The sequence below is a fragment of the Psychromonas arctica genome, assembly GCF_036697365.1.
Classification (GTDB): domain Bacteria; phylum Pseudomonadota; class Gammaproteobacteria; order Enterobacterales; family Psychromonadaceae; genus Psychromonas; species Psychromonas arctica_A.
On the sequence record NZ_JBAHZA010000014.1, the window covers coordinates 1 to 16,737 of the forward strand.

General features: G+C 37.3%; 12 protein-coding genes. 10 read left to right on the top strand and 2 right to left on the bottom strand.

What is annotated here, in order from left to right; translation table 11 throughout:
- Nucleotides 1-995 precede the first annotated feature (995 nt).
- The 5 genes from amt to V5290_RS14080 all read left to right on the top strand — a co-directional run bounded on the left by amt (nucleotide 996) and on the right by V5290_RS14080 (nucleotide 7,846).
- Nucleotides 996-4,037: an ammonium transporter gene (gene amt, locus V5290_RS14060; RefSeq protein ID WP_333387034.1), complete on the top strand. Its 3,042-nt coding sequence runs from the start codon at nucleotides 996-998 to the stop codon at nucleotides 4,035-4,037.
- 263 nt (nucleotides 4,038-4,300) lie between these two features.
- Nucleotides 4,301-5,260 carry an ABC transporter substrate-binding protein gene (locus V5290_RS14065; protein ID WP_333387036.1) on the top strand — a complete coding sequence of 320 codons (960 nt, stop codon included), beginning with the start codon at nucleotides 4,301-4,303 and terminating at the stop codon, nucleotides 5,258-5,260.
- Nucleotides 5,261-5,272: 12 nt separating this feature from the next.
- The gene (locus V5290_RS14070) at nucleotides 5,273-6,178 is read left to right on the top strand and encodes an ABC transporter permease (RefSeq protein WP_333387038.1); all 906 of its coding nucleotides are present in this window, start codon (nucleotides 5,273-5,275) and stop codon (nucleotides 6,176-6,178) included.
- Entirely contained in the window at nucleotides 6,175-6,978 is an 804-nt protein-coding gene (locus tag V5290_RS14075) for an ABC transporter ATP-binding protein (protein WP_333387040.1), read from the top strand. The genes V5290_RS14070 and V5290_RS14075 overlap by 4 nt, the downstream gene beginning before the upstream one ends.
- 220 nt (nucleotides 6,979-7,198) lie before the next feature.
- The gene (locus tag V5290_RS14080) at nucleotides 7,199-7,846 is read left to right on the top strand and encodes a TenA family protein (protein ID WP_333387042.1); all 648 of its coding nucleotides are present in this window, start codon (nucleotides 7,199-7,201) and stop codon (nucleotides 7,844-7,846) included.
- Between the two features lie 94 nt (nucleotides 7,847-7,940).
- Here V5290_RS14080 and V5290_RS14085 read toward each other — a convergent pair whose 3' ends face one another.
- Nucleotides 7,941-8,606 (bottom strand): glutathione S-transferase, encoded by a 666-nt coding sequence (locus tag V5290_RS14085; RefSeq protein WP_333387044.1) that lies wholly within the window; start codon nucleotides 8,604-8,606, stop codon nucleotides 7,941-7,943.
- A gap of 260 nt (nucleotides 8,607-8,866) precedes the next feature.
- Here V5290_RS14085 and pnp point away from each other — a divergent pair, with 260 nt between their 5' ends.
- A complete protein-coding gene (gene pnp / locus V5290_RS14090; RefSeq protein WP_333387046.1) occupies nucleotides 8,867-10,975 on the top strand; it encodes a polyribonucleotide nucleotidyltransferase in 2,109 nt (702 codons plus the stop codon).
- A gap of 650 nt (nucleotides 10,976-11,625) precedes the next feature.
- Here pnp and V5290_RS14095 read toward each other — a convergent pair.
- Entirely contained in the window at nucleotides 11,626-11,760 is a 135-nt protein-coding gene (locus tag V5290_RS14095) for a hypothetical protein (RefSeq protein ID WP_333387048.1), read from the bottom strand.
- Nucleotides 11,761-12,625: 865 nt separating this feature from the next.
- Between V5290_RS14095 and V5290_RS14100 the strand changes: the two genes are divergently transcribed.
- The 4 genes from V5290_RS14100 to V5290_RS14115 all read left to right on the top strand — a co-directional run bounded on the left by V5290_RS14100 (nucleotide 12,626) and on the right by V5290_RS14115 (nucleotide 16,215).
- Entirely contained in the window at nucleotides 12,626-13,195 is a 570-nt protein-coding gene (locus V5290_RS14100) for a hypothetical protein (protein WP_333387049.1), read from the top strand.
- 272 nt (nucleotides 13,196-13,467) lie between these two features.
- Nucleotides 13,468-13,926, top strand: coding sequence for a hypothetical protein (locus V5290_RS14105; RefSeq protein WP_333387051.1), 459 nt, complete (start codon nucleotides 13,468-13,470; stop codon nucleotides 13,924-13,926).
- A gap of 337 nt (nucleotides 13,927-14,263) precedes the next feature.
- On the top strand, nucleotides 14,264-14,821 hold the full coding sequence (locus V5290_RS14110) for a hypothetical protein (protein ID WP_333387053.1): 558 nt from the start codon (nucleotides 14,264-14,266) through the stop codon (nucleotides 14,819-14,821).
- Between the two features lie 113 nt (nucleotides 14,822-14,934).
- On the top strand, nucleotides 14,935-16,215 hold the full coding sequence (locus tag V5290_RS14115) for a hypothetical protein (RefSeq protein WP_333387055.1): 1,281 nt from the start codon (nucleotides 14,935-14,937) through the stop codon (nucleotides 16,213-16,215).
- Nucleotides 16,216-16,737: the final 522 nt, after the last annotated feature.

Here is a 16,737-nt window from a genome sequence, read left to right on the forward strand (position 1 = left end):
TAGGGATTGGATTAAACTGAACAGTTAATTTTACAGATTGGTGTAAGTGGCGATAGCCATTAAGCGAAGCTTAATATTAGGGGCGCTGGCTTCAGCCTGCATATTTATGTGTTGAATTTAATTTTGGTTTTTATTTATAACAGTCTAAGTAAGAATGTAATCTAATTTATTTACCTATTTTAGTATTGTTGATGAAGTATATAAAGCCTGACATAACTTACTCAGTATTTCTATAAGAGTGAAAAGTATATGCTTTAGGGATTGGATTAAACTGACCAGTTTATTTTACAGATTGGTATAAATAAAAATGTTGCAGCCAGCTATCATCTATATTAATCGCAGAATTAGGCCTACGTCGTCCATATAAAACCTGCGATCTTAAACTTAATGTTAAAAAGAGCCTAAGGGCTCTTTTTTTGTTTGCGGGCTTTAAAAATTAAGACTTACAAATAAAAATATTGCAGCTAGCTATCATCTGTATTAATTGCAGAGTTAGGTCTACGTCGTTTATATAAAACCTGCGATCTTAAACTTAATGTTAAAAAGAGCCTAAGGGCTCTTTTTTTGTTTGCGGGCTTTAAAAATTAAGACTTACAAATAAAAATGTTGCAGCTAACAATAAGCGGCATTAATCGCAGAATTAGGTCTACGTCGTCTATATAAAACCCACGAATTTAAACTTAAATTTAATTTTAAAAGAGCCTTAGGTTATTTTTTGCAGCTGTTGAAAATGTATTTACTGGCAGAGCAATTTATCAATTCTTTTCCTGTTTATTAGTTCGCTTTGATTTAATTATCCTAGTTGAGCAAGTAAATGGTAATAAATCTCATCTAAAAAACCTTTATTCACTCTTTGCTATTGTTAAATTGATGTTATTCATATATTTATAGTACTAAAGGGGTGCTTTAATGGATTACTTTTCATTATATTGCGTTTTATTTAGCGCAAAGGGATAGCACTTAAAATGAATATAAATATAAAAAGGTTAATTTAAATGGATTTTTCTTGGCTACTAATCTGTGCGCTATTAGTGTTTTGCATGCAAGCAGGTTTTTTATGTTTAGAAAGTGGCAAAATTCGCAGTAAAAATAGCATCAATGTAGCTGCTAAAAATATCTCTGATTTCATTCTCTCTAGTGTTATTTTTTGGATCTTTGGTTTTGCCATTATGTTTGGTGATTCATTTTATGGTGTCTTAGGCTTTAGTGAGTTTTTTGTTGGCGAGCAACAGTCGGCCTACCAAATTAGTTTTTTCTTATTTCAAATGATGTTTTGTGGGACTGCGGCAACGCTTTTATCTGGCGCTGTGGCTGAAAGGATGACCTTCGTTGGCTATCTTTGTATTGCCTGTATTTTATCTGCTGTAATTTATCCTGTGGTAGGGCATTGGGTGTGGGCTTCTGCTTATCAAGCAGGAAATCAAGGTTGGTTAGAGTCCATAGGTTTTATTGATTTCGCTGGTTCAACTGTTGTTCATTCTGTAGGGGGATATGTAGCGCTCGCTGCGATTATCATTATTGGGCCAAGGCTTGGGCGCTTTAGTGGCGAAAAGGCATTTTCAATAGGTAATAACGTTCCATTGTCAGTATTAGGAGTTTTATTACTCTGGTTTGGTTGGTTTGGTTTTAACGGCGGGAGTACACTTCAACTAACAGATCGAGTCCCTTTAATTATCTTAAACACCTGCCTAGCTGCTTCTTGGGGTGGCATTATTTCTTCTCTGTTACATTATTATTTTAAACGTTTTTTTGATATCGGGTTTCTTCTTAATGGTGTCATTGCAGGGTTGGTCTCCATTACTGCTAACTGTCATGTTGTATCTCCTTTTGAAGCCATGTTAATTGGTATCGTAGGTGGCGTTATTTTGTATTTTTCTACTTTATGGTTGGAAAAATTAAAAATAGATGACGCATTAGGTGTGGTGCCTTCGCATCTATTTGCTGGAATATGGGGAACATTGGCTTTAGCCATATTTGCAGACTTGTCATTACTGGATACTGGGTTAACTCGTTGGGGACAAATCCAAGCGCAATTAATCGGTCTGGTAAGCATAGGTGTTTATTGTTTTACGCTAAGTTACCTGCTGATATCACTACTGAATCGCTTTGTGCTACTTCGGGTTAGTGAAGACAGTGAAACCAAGGGAATGAATGTATCGGAACACCAAGCTTCAACCGAGTTAATCAACTTACTCAGTACTATGCATCGACAAAAAGAAGCGGGAGCGTTTAATGATCCAGTACCAGTCGAGCCATTCACTGAGGTTGGACAAATTGCTCGCCAATATAATGAAGTTATTGCTCGTGTAAATAGTGAAATGTCCAAGCGTGACAATGCGATCAATGATTTTAAAGCCAGTGAAAAGCGTAAAAGCGCAATTCTTGAATCCTCTATGGACAGTATTTTAATTATCAATTTAGCTGGAGAGATTATTGAATTTAACCCTTCTGCAGAACGCAATTTTGGATGCGTAAAACAGCAAGTGAAGGGAAAAAATTTCATTGATATCTTTATTCAAGATGCTGACCGAGATGTTATTCAAGCGAGCTTAGATTGCAAGTTTTCTGGCTCTGAAGGTATTTTACGTAACATTCGTAATAGCATTACTTTGATGCGTAATATGAGCGAACCTTTCTCTGCTGAAATAACTGTAACCAGTGCTAATTTTGGAGATTCGAAACAAAACGAATTTACACTACATATTAGAGATGTTACGCGCCAACTCAAACTACAAGATAATTTACGTCAACTAGCATACAGCGATCCTCTTACTGGTTTATATAATCGAACATATTTAATGGGGTCACTTACTAAAGCTATCGAATTAAACCAATATAAAGATAGTAATGTTTTATTATTTTTCATGGATTTAGATAAGTTTAAGAAAATCAATGACACCTTAGGGCACAAAGCAGGAGATGATTTACTCTGTGAAGTCGCTGAACGATTAATTCATGTTACACATGATAACGATATCATTGCTCGTTGGGGAGGAGATGAGTTCGTTATTTTAATGACTGGTCAATTCACTCCTGAAGTCGCTCATAAAAAAGCAAACGATGTGTTAACCGTCATGCGCAATCCGTTAACCTTAGCCGGACGCAAGTTAACTATTCCTACCAGTATTGGTGTTGTGATGACCGAAAAAGGCAAACAATACAAAGCTGAGCAATTGATTCAGCATGCTGATATCGCGATGTATCACGCTAAAGAGCAAGGTCGAGATAACTATCAAATATTTGAAATGGAAATGATACACAGTGTCCAACGAAGCTTTAATTATGAACAAGAGATGCAAGTAGGTATTGTTTCTGATAAACAGTTTAATTTGGTTTATCAACCTAAGGTAACAGAATTAGGCGAATTACTGGGTTTTGAGGCGTTGATGAGATGGCATCACCCCAAAGAGGGCTTTATTTCACCCGTTGAGTTTATTCCGATTGCTGAAGAGTCAGACCTAATTATCAGTATTGGTGAGTTCGCGTTATTAGAGGTTGTTCAACAGTTAAGTGACTGGCAAGCAAAAGGTTACCAAAATGTCCCCGTTTCCGTGAATATTTCAGGTAAGCACCTTGTATCTGAGCGTTTAGTCCCGTTCATTGAGACATTGTTAAGTGAGTATGCGTTAGATGCAAATTTGCTAGAAGTAGAAATTACCGAAGGAGTTTTATTAACTGATATCGATCGTTGCATCGAAGTGTTGTCTCAACTCAAAGAGCTAAATATTAAAATATCTATTGATGATTTTGGTACAGGTTACTCCTCTTTAAATTACCTAAAACGATTACCGATAGACGTATTAAAAATCGATAAATCCTTTGTCGATGACTGTGCCACGTTAATAGAAGATGGGGAGATTTGTGCCACCATTATTAACTTAGCCAATAGTTTGCGATTAATGACAGTGGCAGAAGGAGTTGAAGACCAAACTCAATTAAACTTTTTATTAGCGCATGGATGCCAAGTTTTTCAGGGGTACTTATTTTCAAAACCACAACTAGCGCAAGAGATAGAACAGCTCTATTTCAAACAGTAAAATGCTTAAATCAATGACAATGCGTCAACGTAGATTGCTTGAAAAAGAGGCTATTTATCAATGCTCCTCTTAATTTTTATACAAGAAATGAAACATTTTTTGATGTAGCAAGGATCTATTGATAATTTTAATAATAGGCGCTTGGTAATATCAAAGTTAACTGTTAACGTTAAGCGATGAAAGCCCGACATATACTGTGTGTCAGGCTCTAACCACGTCTCAAACTTGATAACGCTAAAATAGCTTACCTAAAGGATTATATTATGAAGCTAAATTCAATTTTAAAAACCTCTCTTCTTGCTGCGGCACTTATCTCTTCTGGCTTACAAGCAAAACCTGTTTATGTTGCAACGACAGCAATCGTTGAACATCCTGCGTTAGATGCTGTTCGTGACGGCATTAAATCGGTATTAGACGAAAGCAAATATAAAGGTGACGAATTAAAATTTACCTATGAAAGTGCACAGGGACAACCTGCTATCGCTGCACAAATTGCACGTAAATTAGTAGGTGACCAGCCAGACGTGATCGTGGCGATTGCGACACCTTCTGCACAAGCTGCTGTGAGTGTAAGCCGCAATATTCCAGTTGTTTTTTCAGCAGTTACAGACCCTATCGGAGCAAAGTTAGTACCAACACTAGAGCAACCAGGCGGTAACGTAACTGGGCTATCTGACATGGTAAACGTAAAACAACATATTGAATTAATTAAAGAGTTTGTTCCTAACCTAAAAACATTGGGCGTACCTTATAATCCAGGTGAAGCTAACTCTGTATCAAGTGTTGCTGCACTTAAAGCTGCCGCTGCTGAAATGGGCATTAAAGTGATTGAATCTGCTGCGCCTAAATCATCAGATGTAATGATCGCAAGTAAACAGTTAGTGGGTAAAGTTGATGCGATTTACTGTCCAATCGATAATACAATTATCAGCGCAGTAGAGTCTGTCATTAAAGTAGGTATCGATGCTCAAATCCCTGTTTTTGCAGGTGATACAGATACTGTTGCTCGTGGCGCAGTTGCCGCTGTTGGTTACAACTACTTTGATTTAGGTCGCCAAACAGGTGATATCGTTGTCAGTATTTTAGACGGTGAAAAAGCAGGAGCAATTGATGTTAAGTTAGCAAAAGGTACTGATTTATTTGTTAACCCTAAAATGGCTGCTCGTATGGGCGTAGACGTACCTGAAGCGGTATTAACACGCGCTACTAAAGTTATTAAATAAGAACGGAACACTATGTCACTTTTTTCATTTTTAGGTACGTTAGAAATTGGCCTCATTTATGGTTTAGTTGCCATTGGGGTCTACCTTACTTTCCGTATTTTAGATTTTCCCGATCTGACCGTTGACGGTAGTTTCACCTTAGGTGCAGCGGTAACCGCAACGTTAATCGTGATGGGGGTTAATGTTTTATTGGCAACTGTCATTGGAACATTAGCCGCTGCTTGTGCTGGTTTAGTCACTGCATGGTTAAATTTACGTTTTGATATTTTGCATCTTTTAGCCAGTATTTTAACCATGACCGCACTGTATACCATCAATCTACGTGTCATGGGCAAACCTAATGTTGCCTTGATTATGGAGCCGACTATCTTAACGCCATTTGAAGGGATCTTTGGATTACCTGACATGTATATGCGTGTGATTTTTGTTGCTGTCTGTGCCGTGGCTGGTGGGTTATTAGTGGCTTGGTTCTTACGAACACAATATGGCTTAGCAATGCGTGCCGTGGGTTCAAATAAGCGAATGGCACAAGCAAACGGTATCGTCGTTAAACAGAAAGTTTATGCTGGTTTAGCATTGTCGAATGGTCTAGTAGGATTAGCGGGAGCATTATTTGCACAAACAAATGGCTTTGCTGATTCAACCATGGGTATTGGTACGATTGTTGTTGGTTTAGCGGCGGTGATCATTGGTCAATCATTATTCGCAAGCCGTTCTATGTACGTCATTGTATTAAGTTGTATTGTCGGCTCTGTGTTATACCGCCTTGCTGTTTCTTTAGCACTTAACGCTGACTTCTTAGGATTTAGTGCCTCAGACCTTAATCTAATTACGGCAGTATTAGTGGCATTAGCATTAATATTTCCTAAGTTACGTAAAGAATGGAAAGCCAAACAAGCTGCGAGGAATGAAGCATGATCTGTTGTAAAGATTTACACGTTACCTTTAACCGAGGTTTACCAACGGAAAAGCTAGCATTACGTGGTATTGATTTAACCATTCCTATGGGTGAATTTGTGACAGTAATTGGTTCAAACGGTGCGGGTAAATCCACACTGTTAAATACCATTGCTGGTGATATTAATAGCACCAAAGGGCAAATCTTATTTGGTGACCGTGATGTGACTAAGTTACCTGCAACTGGCCGTACTGCTGATATTGCGCGTGTATTCCAAGATCCATTAGCGGGGACATGTGGCGACTTAACCGTTGAAGAAAACATGGCGTTAGCTTATGGGCGAGGTCAAAGAGGGCGCTTGTCTTCTGCGCTTAATAGCAAAATGCGTAAAGTGTTCCGTGAACAATTAAGCCGTTTAAACCTAGGTTTAGAGAATCGTTTGGAAAGTGAAATGGGGCTATTATCCGGTGGTCAACGCCAATCTGTTAGTTTGCTAATGTCAGCGTTACAGCCTAGTACGATTCTATTATTAGATGAGCACACTGCTGCATTAGACCCAAAAACAGCTGCATTAATCATGGATATCACCTCACAAATCATTGCTGAGAAGCAATTAACCGTGATGATGGTAACCCATTCAATGCGTCAAGCTCTAGATCATGGCTCACGTACTATCATGCTGCATGAAGGTAAAATCATCTTTGACTTAGCTGGTGAAAAACGTGCCGGTTATGAAGTAAAAGATCTACTGAACCTATTTGCTCAAGCAAAAAGTGATGGTGAAGAATTAGATGATGATAAGTTGCTACTAGGCGCTTAATGACCAATCATTTGGTATTACGAGTATTCAAAACAAAAAGGAGCCTTCAGGCTCTTTTTTTATACTTGCTAACTTTTAACCTTTAATTAATAGAATCATTAAACAAGCAAGAAGATTAAAATAAACAAATATTCAAAAGCTTAACCCAAGGAAGGTGACAGCTTATTCAAAATAATAGTATGGTTGGTTTTTCTCTCCACTCATCAAATTAGGAAAAACAATGCGCCCAAGTGAAGATTTAAAGCAAAGTTGTATTAATAACTGGTCAGCAGCAACGACTCATCCCTTTTGTATCGAACTAGCCAATGGCAGTTTACCTTTAGAAAAAATGAAACGTTATCTCGCTCAAGACTATACTTTTATCGATAACTTTGTTCGCTTGGCGGCATCTGCAATTCACCACGCACCTAGCTTGCCAGATCGCCTACCATTAGCACATTTTCTTGGCATTATTGCTGGCCCTGAAAATACCTACTTTCAACGCTCATTTGATATGCTAAATGTACCTAAGTCAGAACAAACATCACCCGAGCTACTCACTCCAACCAGTGACTTCCAAGCATTAATGCTCAAGGCTGCTAAAAGCGGTGAATATGGCAACATGGTCGCTGTATTATGTGTTGCTGAATGGGTTTATTTAAGTTGGGCGGAGCCAATGGTTGATGCTGTTGAAGCATTACCATTTTATTTTGGAGAGTGGATAACGCTGCATGCAGGGGAATACTTTGAATCTGTCGTTGAGCATTTACGCTCTCAGCTCGACACCGCTTACAATAAAGCCGATGCAAGCCAACAAGAAACCATCAAAGAGTACTTTCAACAAGCTGTATTATTAGAAAAGCAGTTTTTTGATGCTTGTTATGCATAGATAACTACCGTCTATCTGTAATCAAAACAGGTCGCTGTTATAAGTAAAAGTTCAAATTTAAGCCTATTCAAATCAGAACTTAGATACTGAACTTTTACTTCTTTATATCACCAAACAGAATATCTCGATGTCCATCAACCCATAATTCATGTTTCGCCATTACCTTAGTAAACATTGGGCTTTGTAGGTAACTATTTAACCATGCTCTAAGCTTTGGGTAAGGGGATTGCTGATACCATTGACGCTCAACTTTAGAGAACTGGCGTACAAAGGGCATGAGAGCAATATCTAATAACCCTTCACGCTCTGATGTTAAAAAAGCATGTTTAGATAACCGATCTTCTAATTTTTGCAGGTAAACCTCACAGGCTTGGCGACACTCAACTATGTTTGTTTCTTGATAACGTTTAGCACACTTATAAGCTTCAACAGCAACAAAAAAGTGTTGTTCGAACTCTTCTATTATGCTGATTATTTCAATTAAAGGGAGCTGTCCTTGAGCAGTTAATAAATGATCAGGGTCACTCTCTTTTAATACCTGCAACATAATATCGAGACTTTCTTCAATCACTGTTCCATTGCTTAACACCAACATTGGCACTGTCCCTTTGGTCGAGAGGGCTAACATTTCAGGCGGTTTATTATTGAGTTTAATAGCACGTATCAGGACTGCTTGCTTAGAGCGAAAAATAGCAATGCGTGCACGCATCGCGTAAGGGCAATGTTGTAGTGAATAAAGAACGGGTAATTTACTTAGCATTTCAACTCATAAGACAGACGTAAATAGTTCATATACTACCTGTACAGTAGCAATGGCGCTAGCTTAGAAGGCAATTGTAGAATTGATCGGCTTAATTTGTACACTTTTTAGAAGATTCGTTGTTTAGCAGATAATTTTTGATAAGGCTGGTGGTTTTCTCTTAAAATTTTCATCTAAAAAATGTTAAAACTTGTCTTCATCACGTATACTGTCGGCGCGATAAAAAGCAAAATGAAAATAATACTATTAAAGGAAAAAAAATGACTCCTATTGTAAAAAGTTTCCAGTATGGCGAACATACGGTAACACTAGAAACTGGCGTAATTGCACGTCAAGCAACTGCCGCTGTAATGTGTAGCATGGACGATACATGTGTATTCGTTTCTGTTGTTGGTAAAAATGCAGATGATCAAGAGCGTGACTTCTTCCCTCTTACTGTTAACTACCAAGAAAAAACATACGCTGCAGGTAAAATCCCAGGTGGTTTCTTCAAACGTGAAGGCCGTCCATCTGAAGAAGAAACGTTAATTGCACGTCTTATTGACCGTCCAGTTCGTCCTCTTTTCCCTGAAGGTTTCAAAAACGAAGTACAAGTGATTGCAACTGTTGTTTCAATCAACCCAGAAGTTAACCCAGATATCGTTGCTATGATTGCAACTTCTGCGGCACTATCTATCTCTGGTATGCCTTTTAACGGTCCTATCGGTTGTGCTCGTGTTGGTTATAAAGATGGTGAATACCTACTTAACCCAACTAAAACAGAACTAGAAACAAGTGAGCTAGACTTAGTTGTATCTGGTACAGACAACGCTGTATTAATGGTTGAATCTGAAGCTGGTATCTTAAGCGAAGACGTAATGTTAGGCGCGGTAGTATACGGTCACGATGAGCAACAAGCTGTTGTATCTGCAATTAAAGAATTCGCTGCTGAAGTAGCTCGTCCTGCATGGGATTGGACTGCTCCAACACGTAACGAAGCATTAGATGCTGCTGTTGCAACTGAAGCGCAAGCGCGTTTTGAAGAAGCTTACCAAATCAGTGATAAAGGCGAGCGTTACGACGCAATCAAAGCTATCACTGCTGAAGTAAAAGAAAAATTATTAGCTGCAGACGAAGCGCTAGCTGCTAAGCAAGTAGGCGAATACCTACATGATTTAGAGAAAACTGTTGTACGTACTCGCATCATCAAAGGTGAGCCGCGTATCGATGGTCGTGATCCTGAAAGTGTTCGTGCACTTGACGTTCGTACTGGTGTATTACCACGTACTCACGGTTCTTCACTATTTACACGTGGTGAAACGCAAGCACTTGTTACTGCTACATTAGGTACACAACGTGATGCACAAATCATCGACAGCCTTATGGGTGAGAAGAAAGATCACTTCTTACTACATTACAACTTCCCTCCATACTGTGTAGGTGAAACTGGTTTTGTTGGTTCACCTAAGCGTCGTGAAATTGGTCACGGTCGTCTAGCGAAACGTGGTGTATTAGCAGTAATGCCTACAGTTGAAGAATTCCCATACACAGTACGTGTTGTATCGGAAATCACTGAATCTAACGGTTCATCTTCAATGGCTTCTGTTTGTGGTTCATCTCTAGCACTTATGGATGCTGGTGTTCCACTTAAAGCATCTGTTGCTGGTATCGCGATGGGTCTAGTTAAAGAAGGCGAAGAGTTCGTTGTTCTTTCTGATATCTTAGGTGATGAAGATCATCTTGGTGATATGGACTTTAAAGTAGCGGGTACAACTAACGGTATCACTGCTTTACAAATGGATATCAAAATTGAAGGTATCACACGTGAAATCATGCAAATTGCGTTAAACCAAGCAAAAGCTGCACGTTTACACATTCTATCTGTAATGGATGAAGCGATTTCTGAAGGTCGTCAAGATATTTCACAATTCGCACCACGCATTCACACACTGAAAATCAACACAGATAAAATCCGTGATGTTATCGGTAAAGGCGGCGCAGTTATCCGTGCTCTATGTGAAGAAACAGGTACAACTATCGAAATCGAAGATGATGGTACAGTTAAAATTGCTGCAACATCTGGTGAGCAAGCTGACGATGCAATCAACCGCATTAAAGCACTGACAGCTGAAGTTGAAGTAGGTACTATCTACACTGGTAAAGTTGTTCGTTTAGCTGACTTCGGCGCATTTGTTAACATCCTTCCTGGTAAAGACGGTCTTGTTCACATCTCACAAATCTGTGAAGAACGTGTACAAAAAGTTTCTGATTACCTGAAAGAAGGTCAAGAAGTTAAAGTTAAAGTACTAGAAGTAGATCGCCAAGGTCGTGTACGTCTTTCTATGAAAGAAGCAGCAGAGAAGAAAGAAGAAGCTCCAGCAGCTGAGTAATTTTTCTTAAAGTGTCTTTTCTTTAAGACTAAGACACTTTAGCGCTCACTTTATAAGCAAGCTTCGGCTTGCTTTTTTGTGCCTGTAATAAAATTGCAGAAAGGGGATAGCTCGTCTTCGCTCGTCGGGCTTGTTGATTTTTATTGGCTGTGGTTTCGCCCTGTCGGCGACTTTACTTTCTCTCTGCCAGCAGAGAAAGTAAGCAAAGAGACTGGCCCCGATCGTTTTTTAATCTGAATAAATGGCTACCTTCTTAACGCACCGCTCATACGCCACATCCATGTGGCGAACTGAGCTAGCAACGGCATCCATGCCTTAGCTTGCTAAAGGCAGCCATTGATTCAGAAAAACTCAACGGGGGGGATTGACCTAGCCGCAATGTGTAACGTTATTTTTTATATTGTTAACATTTTGAGTGGAGAATACTTTCTTATTAGACGTAGTGAAGTTGGCTCGTCTGCGCTCGTCGTGGCTTTTTGATTTTTATTCACTGTGGTTTCGCCTTGTCGGTGACCTCCTTTCTTTTACCAGAAAAGAAAGGGGGCAAAGAAACTGGCCACCGAGTCGCTTTCTGATCCAACCAATGCCCATGTTTTAAAAAAGCTTTCTTAACGCACCAGTTCATACGCACATCCATGTGCTAAATGAACTTACAGCAAACGTCCTGTTTGCTGTTGCTGAAAGTGCTTGATTGTTTGGGAAAGCTTAACGGTGGGGGAGTTGTAGCCGCGTTGGGTTTTCATCTGTATATGTTCAGCAATAGCCATTACAAATGGTGATTTCATAAAATACCTCTACAAATAAAATGCATGGTTATTTATATGGTGTAGTGTTTTTGTCATCTTTCCACCGTAAATGCTGTACTTTTCCGCCTTTCTTGTTGACTTATATTTCATGTTTTATTTTAAATAATTGATAGAAATAATAAGATTAGTAGTCTAATGGTGTTCTTTAGGGTTAAATTTTTTATGTTATTGTTATTTAGTTTTGGTTTTTGTCTGGTGAAATGTTATATTCTAACAAGGAGAGATCATGCAAGGATATGAAATTGTTCACTCTTCTCAAGTGGATGGGGAATTTGCAGGCTTTGATGATGACGTCCTATTTCAATTAATGAATGGAACGTACTGAATTCAAGGTGAATATAAGTATTAGTATCATTATTCATATTGTCCAGAAGTAAATCTTCTTCGAGCTAATGGCAGGTTTTACATTCAGCTAGATGGTCAAAATGAAATTGTCCTTGTTCGTCAAATCCATAGTGTTATCAAAAGCAGAATACATTTTGAGTTCAAAGGATGGGAAGGTAAAACATCTTATGAGTTATTAAATGAATAAGATTAGCAGCAATCTCATTACAAATATAAGTATAAATATGCGCATCGTGGGATGTTCTAATTTTTAATCCTAGTGGTGGCGATATGATGTAAGTCGCAGGAACATCAGCCAAAGTAAAACGAGTAAAGTGAAACATAACAAGCGTATCAAATCTGATGTCACAAATTGTTCAATTTTTTGCTTAAAAGAAAATGACGCAAAATAGCATCTAACATGCTCCGTAGCTTATGGGCCCTTAAATTCAATAAGTACAGTATTCTTAAGTACTGTTTTATATAATTTTCTAAGAATTCAATATGAGTAAGGTTTAATATGGAAAACACAAGTACTAAGCAAGTAATCACCGCACCAGTGGCATCAATTATTATTACTTTGACAATATGTTTGACCGTACTATTTGGTTTAGGATCCTTCAATGCATCAAAGTTAGATTATGCGACAGTTAACTTTGATGGTGGTTATACAAAAATTGGAGTAATCAGCGAACAACGTAGCTTTTCAGAAGTTGAGGTCAAGTTTAATGATAAAGTATTATGGTCAGGCACATTAGATTATGTCGCGGATGAAATTACTAATAGCATGGCATTTGAAAAAGACCCTCAGAATGTAACATGGAAAGAAGGTGTTGTCTTAAACGGGATAGCTGGTGTTTCATGGGATGGAAGTGAAAGTTCTTTTAAACTAACAACAGAAACAATCGATTTAGTATCAACTGAGGAAGTCCCATTGGTAGTTCAAGATGTTATTACAAAACTACGTAAATTGGATAGAAAGGTTAAAGATGAAAACGATATTAGTGCAAAGCAAGCATTAACTTTTTCAGAAGCTCCTAGTGCTTCATTTACTTTTACTAAGTTTCTTGCAGCATTAAGAAACATATAAATCATTAATTTAAAAAATCAGAAGATCTTGGGTGTTTATTGATAAAACAGAACTTATTAATAAGTTTTCACAACAAGTAGTTTCATTAAATAAAAAGTTAAGCTATCTATTTTCTTTAGTCTTATTTGTTTTTGTAGTTACATTGGCGCTAATTGCCATTTAATAAGTTACTCAAACGGGTGCTAAAATTTGGCTAGCTTCGTTTCTCGTAATTTTAGCCAACAATTTATCGCCGCTGGTAAGGTGTTATGTTTTTCGAGAGGTTAGTGTTGATGTCTAAAGAAGAGTTAACTTTAATTGCTGCAATATCCGCTGCATTCACTTCTATTTTGTCTTTATTTTTGGGGGCAAAGTTAACCTTTAATAGAGAGAAGCGCTCTTTGCGTTGGAGTAAAGAAATTGAAAGGTTACAAAACCTTGAGGAGCAAATTGGCATCGCTCGAGAAGTTGTTTCTGTATATACAGGCGTAGAAAAACTAGTAAGTGACTTTATTCCTTTGCATGAAAATTTAGAATATGCTGCAGGGAGGTTTGCTCGATATCCTGAGTTAGCGAAAGCTATAAGAGGTTTTGTACATGCTTGTAATCTTACCGTTAGTGCTAAAACTGAACATAGAGATTACCGAGAATATAAAGATATGGTTTCTGCTGAGTATAAAAAAGTCATTCTAGAGTGTGATCGTATATTAGAGCCGAAGTTGTTAAATGGTTTTGTAAAAAGAAAAGAATAAGAAGGAAAAGTACTGAATACCTATTAGTTGAAGGCTATAAAATCAGTCAGTTATAACTTAAAGTCGATGAGTGTAAAGTTTTATTATTTATCATTCCAACTTCATACGATAATTATTTCATTTTTACTTTTAACATTGTATTTTTTAATTGATTCCGTATTTCAGTTGTTAATACGGAATAATTCTATCTATCCACATGACTAATTTTTTATTTTTATGTGGCATATTGTTTTTGTGCTTCAAAAGCGTATATTTTAACAAATTAAAATATTCTGTATATCTACCGTAAATATGGAATTATTCTGTTTAATATGCTGTTAGCTTTTAAGGATGAATCGTGGATAGACTACAGATAGCATTAATTGCTTTAGTAGTTGGTTGGGGATTATCACAACTGACTGAATTGATAAAATCAAAATGTAAAATTAAAAAGCTAAAATTAGCTATATCCTTGGAGTTAAAAGATTTAGAAGTACTTCTTGATGAACGTAAGAGAACGGTTAAGAAATCAGCTTCAGAGTATGGACATGATAATAAATATAGTTACTCGCTAGGTGCTCCTGTCTCAACACTTGTTCTTGACGCTTTTTATTGTGATGTTGCTGACAGTTTTATTCATGAGCAACGATACAATATTCGCGTATTTCGTGATCATATTCGAGCATACAATTCAATTGTTGAATGGTTAGAAAAAAATAGTTCAGGTACAGCGACTCAAAACGAAATAGTGTTTAAGCTTTTTGAAGCCTATAAACAGACTGCCTTTGCATCTGTATACATCAAAGAAGCAAATAAAGTTGGTGGTAGTGTTAAAATTGCTGATGACCACAAAAGTCTAATTCAATTGCGAAGTGAATTTCCTGATTTAATTGCTAAGCTTGCAATTAAAAGCTAACAAGAAAATCAACAAGGACTAAAAACAGCGGGCTGTTCGTTTCGCTCCATTTTAGCCCACTATTTTTAGCCTGTTATTTAGGCATTAGGTTGCAGTCATAGATAGGAGATCAAATGTCACAGTGGGACGATAAATTTAATGAACATGCAATTCATGCAAGCATTGAAAATTTGACTGAAAGGTTGGAAGATAAAGAGCTTATCTCTGAAGATCTAAACACGATTGAAATTATAGATCGTATTACTCAAGCAAAATCTTATACGACGCTATGTCTTCAAAACTTAATTCCTGCAATAGTAAATCATGCTCATTTGAATAAAGCTAATAGCTATATAGCTAGTATTACGTCAGAAGTTAATAACTACATATCAAGCAAAAATGTAGGACACCTCAATAATACATCTGCGCATATTGATAATTTGATGGCGCAGCTAAATGCTTTACCTGTCAATAAACCTGTAATTACAGAACAGTCTTTTACTAATTCACTTCTAGAGTTTAAAAAGTTAACAGAGAGATCATTTGCCGAACTAAAGAAATCCAAGGATGAATTGCGTGATTCTATAGAAACTATTACTACAGACGCGACAGATCAAAAATATAAACTTGAAGAGCTTGTGTCTGAAATAGAGAAGTACGATGAAAGTATTCAGACATCACTTAGTAGTTTCAACGAAAGATTTGATGAAACTGAGTTAAAGTATTCTGAAAATTTAGATGAAACAACAAATAAATTTGAAAACCAGTATCAAAGTTTTTCAGAAGATATTAGCGAGAAATTAAACGCTAATGTGGAAACAAATGAAGAGAAGGTTGAACAACTTCTAGTTGAACATAAAAAAAGCTATACAGAGCAAACAGATAAACAAAAGTCAGATGCTCAGGTAGTTTTGGACGAATTAGAAGAAAAGAGAGTTGAAGCATCTACATTATTGCAAATAATTGGGAACATAGGCATTACAGGTAACTATCAAAATATCGCAAATAATGAGAAAGAAGCTGCCGATAACTGGCGGCGTATTGCGCTTGGTTTGATGATAGGGATGGTCTTGATTATTGGCGTTACTATTCTTATTTCTGCTACAAATGGTTTTGATTGGAAATTAGCATTATTTAGAGTAGGAGCTGCATTTGTCTTGGCTATACCTGCAGCATATGCAGCTAAAGAGTCCGCCAAACACCGAAGTCTAGAAAACCATAATAGGCGCTCTGAATTGGAGTTAGCTTCTCTCGATCCATACTTGGAAAAGTTACCCCAAGACACCAGAGATAAGGTTAAAGAGGAGTTAACTAAAAAGTTCTTTGGGCTAAATAGTACTGACCCGAAAGTTGAAGAACCAGTTTCTAATAAAGCAATATTCGACTTGTTAAAAACGGCAATAGATAAGAAGTAGAAAGTACGGGACACCCATAAACTTATGATTAGTTTTATATTGATTTTATTTATCATTTTGTTTTGTATTAATCTAATTAGTGCAGTTAGAGATGGGAATGTTTTTCTTCCTGGTTACCGTTTAAGAACGAATAAAAACATGAGTGTTTTTGAACTCAAGAAAGAATTAAACAAACAGTTTTCACTTGGAACGTGGTGCAAGGAAGGGGAGTCAGTTTTTTTAACTGGCGTTATTTTTAGTGTTACAGCTATATTTTTTCTTGTATTTATTTTGGTGTAAAAGATATTGGACACTCAAGCGTTGATGTTATAGATATCAAGTGATTAATGGAAAGTCGATGCTAAATATGGTTACCTTTCTCCTCCCGTTGAGTTTTTCTGAATGAATGATTGCCTTTAGCAAGGTTAGGCATGGATGCCGTTGCTAGCTCATTTCGAGACATGGATGTCGAGTATGAGCGGTGCGTTAAGAAGGTAGTCATTTATTCAGATTAAAAAACGAATTGGGAGCCAGTCTTTTTGC

Bases quoted from the DNA above. Each gene is read 5' to 3' on its own strand.
- amt (WP_333387034.1), top strand. From the start codon at position 996: ATGGATTTTTCTTGGCTACTAATCTGTGCGCTATTAGTGTTTTGCATG.
- V5290_RS14065 (WP_333387036.1), top strand. From the start codon at position 4,301: ATGAAGCTAAATTCAATTTTAAAAACCTCTCTTCTTGCTGCGGCACTT.
- V5290_RS14070 (WP_333387038.1), top strand. From the start codon at position 5,273: ATGTCACTTTTTTCATTTTTAGGTACGTTAGAAATTGGCCTCATTTAT.
- V5290_RS14075 (WP_333387040.1), top strand. From the start codon at position 6,175: ATGATCTGTTGTAAAGATTTACACGTTACCTTTAACCGAGGTTTACCA.
- V5290_RS14080 (WP_333387042.1), top strand. From the start codon at position 7,199: ATGCGCCCAAGTGAAGATTTAAAGCAAAGTTGTATTAATAACTGGTCA.
- V5290_RS14085 (WP_333387044.1), bottom strand. From the start codon at position 8,606: ATGCTAAGTAAATTACCCGTTCTTTATTCACTACAACATTGCCCTTAC.
- pnp (WP_333387046.1), top strand. From the start codon at position 8,867: ATGACTCCTATTGTAAAAAGTTTCCAGTATGGCGAACATACGGTAACA.
- V5290_RS14095 (WP_333387048.1), bottom strand. From the start codon at position 11,760: ATGAAATCACCATTTGTAATGGCTATTGCTGAACATATACAGATGAAA.
- V5290_RS14100 (WP_333387049.1), top strand. From the start codon at position 12,626: ATGGAAAACACAAGTACTAAGCAAGTAATCACCGCACCAGTGGCATCA.
- V5290_RS14105 (WP_333387051.1), top strand. From the start codon at position 13,468: ATGTCTAAAGAAGAGTTAACTTTAATTGCTGCAATATCCGCTGCATTC.
- V5290_RS14115 (WP_333387055.1), top strand. From the start codon at position 14,935: ATGTCACAGTGGGACGATAAATTTAATGAACATGCAATTCATGCAAGC.